Origin of the sequence: Streptomyces sp. MnatMP-M17, from assembly GCF_900091995.1 — a bacterium.
Taxonomy (GTDB): domain Bacteria; phylum Actinomycetota; class Actinomycetes; order Streptomycetales; family Streptomycetaceae; genus Streptomyces.
Map to the genome: position 1 here is coordinate 1 of NZ_FMDK01000069.1, position 3,217 is coordinate 3,217.

General features: G+C 68.9%; 2 protein-coding genes and 1 pseudogene. 2 read left to right on the plus strand and 1 reads right to left on the minus strand.

Annotation, left to right across the window (positions count from 1 at the left end; all coding sequences use genetic code 11):
* Nucleotides 1-289: 289 nt before the first annotated feature.
* Both GA0115259_RS03680 and GA0115259_RS03685 read left to right on the plus strand, forming a co-directional pair.
* Entirely contained in the window at nt 290-1,114 is an 825-nt protein-coding gene (locus GA0115259_RS03680; protein WP_093590733.1) for a carbon-nitrogen hydrolase family protein, read from the plus strand.
* An 84-nt stretch (nt 1,115-1,198) separates the two neighbouring features.
* Nucleotides 1,199-2,890 carry a flavin monoamine oxidase family protein gene (locus GA0115259_RS03685; protein WP_093590736.1) on the plus strand — a complete coding sequence of 564 codons (1,692 nt, stop codon included), beginning with the start codon at nt 1,199-1,201 and terminating at the stop codon, nt 2,888-2,890.
* 142 nt (nt 2,891-3,032) lie between these two features.
* Here GA0115259_RS03685 and GA0115259_RS42565 read toward each other — a convergent pair.
* Nucleotides 3,033-3,137, minus strand: a pseudogene (locus tag GA0115259_RS42565) (LLM class F420-dependent oxidoreductase); the annotation flags it as partial.
* Between the last annotated feature and the right edge of the window lie 80 nt (nt 3,138-3,217).

The window sequence follows — 3,217 nt, forward strand, 5'->3', positions numbered from 1 at the left end:
CCAGCCGCTCCCGCGGCGGGCGCTCCCTCACCCAGCCTGATCCAAACGAAAGACCCTAGGTAAAGGAGCACCCTCCTCACCTGCGAAGACGCTCCGAGGACCTGTTGAGGACACACCGGTGACGCACCCAGGACACCGACGCAACGAATCGCCGGAAGGGCCGGAGATCACGCAACGGATCGGTGGTCCGTGCGCAACGGTCGCGTCTTGTCCGGGCCGACGGCCGGACCGTACGGTCATTGCGTCCCCGGCAATCCGGGAAGCCCCTTCGTACCGTCCGAGGTCCCCCATGCCGTCGCTGCGTACCGCCCTTCTCCAGACCGCCGGCCGGCCGGGCTCCGTCGCCGGGAATCTCACGGTGCTCGACGAGGCCGCGGGCCGTGCCGCGGACGCCGGTGCCGGGCTGCTGGTCTGTCCCGAGATGTTTCTGACCGGCTATGCGCTCGGCGACGGAGTGCCCGGGCTGGCCGAGCCCGCCGACGGCCCGGGAGCCATGGCCGTCACGGAGATCGCCCTACGCCATGGGCTCGCGGTGCTGTACGGCTATCCCGAGCGGGACGGGGCCGTGGATACGGACAGCCGGAGCGGCGGGCGGATCTTCAATGCCGCGCAGCTCATCGGTCCCGACGGCACGCGGCTCGCGAACTACCGCAAGACGCATCTCTTCGGCGATTTCGAGCAGAAGTGGTTCGCCCCGGGAGAACATCCCGTTGTCCAGGCCGAGTTCGCCGGGCTGCGGCTCGGCGTCATGATCTGTTACGACGTCGAGTTCCCGGAGAATGTCCGGGCGCACGCGCTCGCGGGCACCGATCTGCTGCTGGTGCCGACCGCCCTGATGCATCCGTTTCACTTCGTTGCCGAATCCCTGGTGCCGGTCCGGGCCTTCGAGAACCAGATGTATGTCGCGTACGCCAACAGGACGGGCGAGGAAGGCGAGTTCGAGTTCGTCGGGCTGAGCTGTCTCGCCGGTCCCGACGGTGCCACTCGGGCACGCGCCGGCCGAGGCGAGGAACTGATCGTCGGCGAGATCGACGCAGGGCTTCTCGACGCCTCGCGCGAGGCCAATCCGTATCTGCGCGACCGCCGCCCCGACCTGTACACCTCGCTCACCTGAGCCCTGGGCCCCGAGCCCGGGATCAGGCCCCGGCTTTCCGCTCATCCCGTTCCGCCGTACGTACCCGCAAGGAGCCCGTACCCCATGACGTCCACGGTGCCCACCGCCGTCCAGCACACCCAGGCGCAGCCGCCGATCACCATGTTCGGGCCGGACTTCCCGTACGCGTACGACGACTTCCTGGCGCATCCCGCAGGGCTCGGCCAGATACCGGCGGCCGAGCACGGCGCCGAGGTCGCCGTCATCGGCGGCGGGCTCTCCGGCATCGTCGCCGCGTACGAGCTGATGAAAATGGGCCTCAAGCCCGTCGTGTACGAGGCCGACCGGATCGGCGGCCGGCTCCGTACGGTCGGCTTCGAGGGATGCGACACCGAACTGACCGCGGAAATGGGCGCGATGCGCTTCCCGCCCTCCTCCACCGCGCTCCAGCACTACATCGATCTGGTGGATCTGGAGACCCGTCCGTTCCCCAACCCGCTGGCCGCCGGGACTCCGTCGACCGTTGTCGATCTCAAGGGCGAGTCCCACTACGCGAGAACCGTCGACGATCTGCCGCAGGTCTACCGCGATGTGATGGATGCCTGGAACACCTGTCTGGAGGAGGGCGCGGACTTCTCCGGCATGAACCGCGCCCTGCGCGAGCGCGATGTCCCGCGTATCCGAGAGATCTGGGCCCGGCTCGTCGAGAAGCTCGACAACCAGACCTTCTACGGCTTTCTCTGCGACTCCCCGTCCTTCAAGTCCTTCCGCCACCGGGAGATCTTCGGCCAGGTCGGATTCGGGACCGGCGGCTGGGACACCGACTTCCCCAACTCCATCCTGGAGATCCTCCGGGTCGTCTACACCGAGGCCGACGACCACCACCGTTCGATCGTCGGCGGCAGCCAGCAGTTGCCGCTGCGCCTCTGGGAGCGCGAGCCGGTCAAGATCACGCACTGGCGGGCCGGGACCTCGCTCTCCTCACTGCACGGCGGTGCGCCGCTGCCGGCGGTGGTACGGCTGCACCGCACGGCCGGCGACCGGATCACCGTCACGGACGCCTCGGGCGGGATCCGTACGTACCGTGCCGCGATCTTCACAGCCCAGTCCTGGCTGCTGCTGTCCAAGATCGCCTGCGACGAGTCGCTCTTCCCGATCGACCACTGGACGGCGATGGAGCGCACCCACTACATGGAGTCGTCCAAGCTGTTCGTGCCGGTGGACCGGCCGTTCTGGCTGGACAAGGACGCGCGGACGGGACGTGACGTCATGTCGATGACACTCACCGACCGGATGACCCGAGGCACCTATCTGCTGGACAACGGTCCCGGCCGGCCTGCCGTCATCTGTCTCTCGTACACCTGGTGCGACGACAGCCTCAAGTGGCTGCCACTCTCGGCCGGCGAGCGGATGGAGGTCATGCTGAACTCGCTGCGGGAGATCTATCCCGGTGTCGACATCCGGCGGCACATCATCGGCAGCCCGGTGACGGTGTCCTGGGAGAACGAGCCGTACTTCATGGGCGCGTTCAAGGCCAATCTGCCAGGGCACTACCGCTATCAGCGACGGCTGTTCACGCACTTCATGCAGGACAGGCTGCCCGAGGACAAGCGCGGGATCTTTCTGGCGGGCGACGACATCTCCTGGACGGCGGGCTGGGCGGAGGGTGCCGTGCAGACGGCGCTGAACGCGGTGTGGGGAGTGATGCACCACTTCGGAGGCGCGACGGACGCGACCAATCCCGGGCCGGGCGATGTGTACGACGACATCGCGCCGGTCGAACTCCCCGAGGACTGAACTCCGGGAGGACCGAGCTCTCGGACCGAGGCGAGTGCCCGGGGACGGCTCCATGTGACGGAAGCCGGCCCGGTGCACACCGCGCGTACGGTCAGACGCCCGCCGCGCGCGCAGACGTCGAGCGGCCGTTCGCGACCGCTCTCGCGGCGGCCAGGGTGAGCGTCACCAGCGGATCCGCGACACTGCGGTACTGATCGGGTCAGGGCAGCCCCGGAACGCCGTACAGCCCTTGGGTGGCGGGCTCGGGGGACGGCGGCGGACGCGGGCGACGCGCGTGCTCGCGCGGCGGTCCCGCGCCTTGAGGCTCCGCCGGGCGGCGGCCCCTGG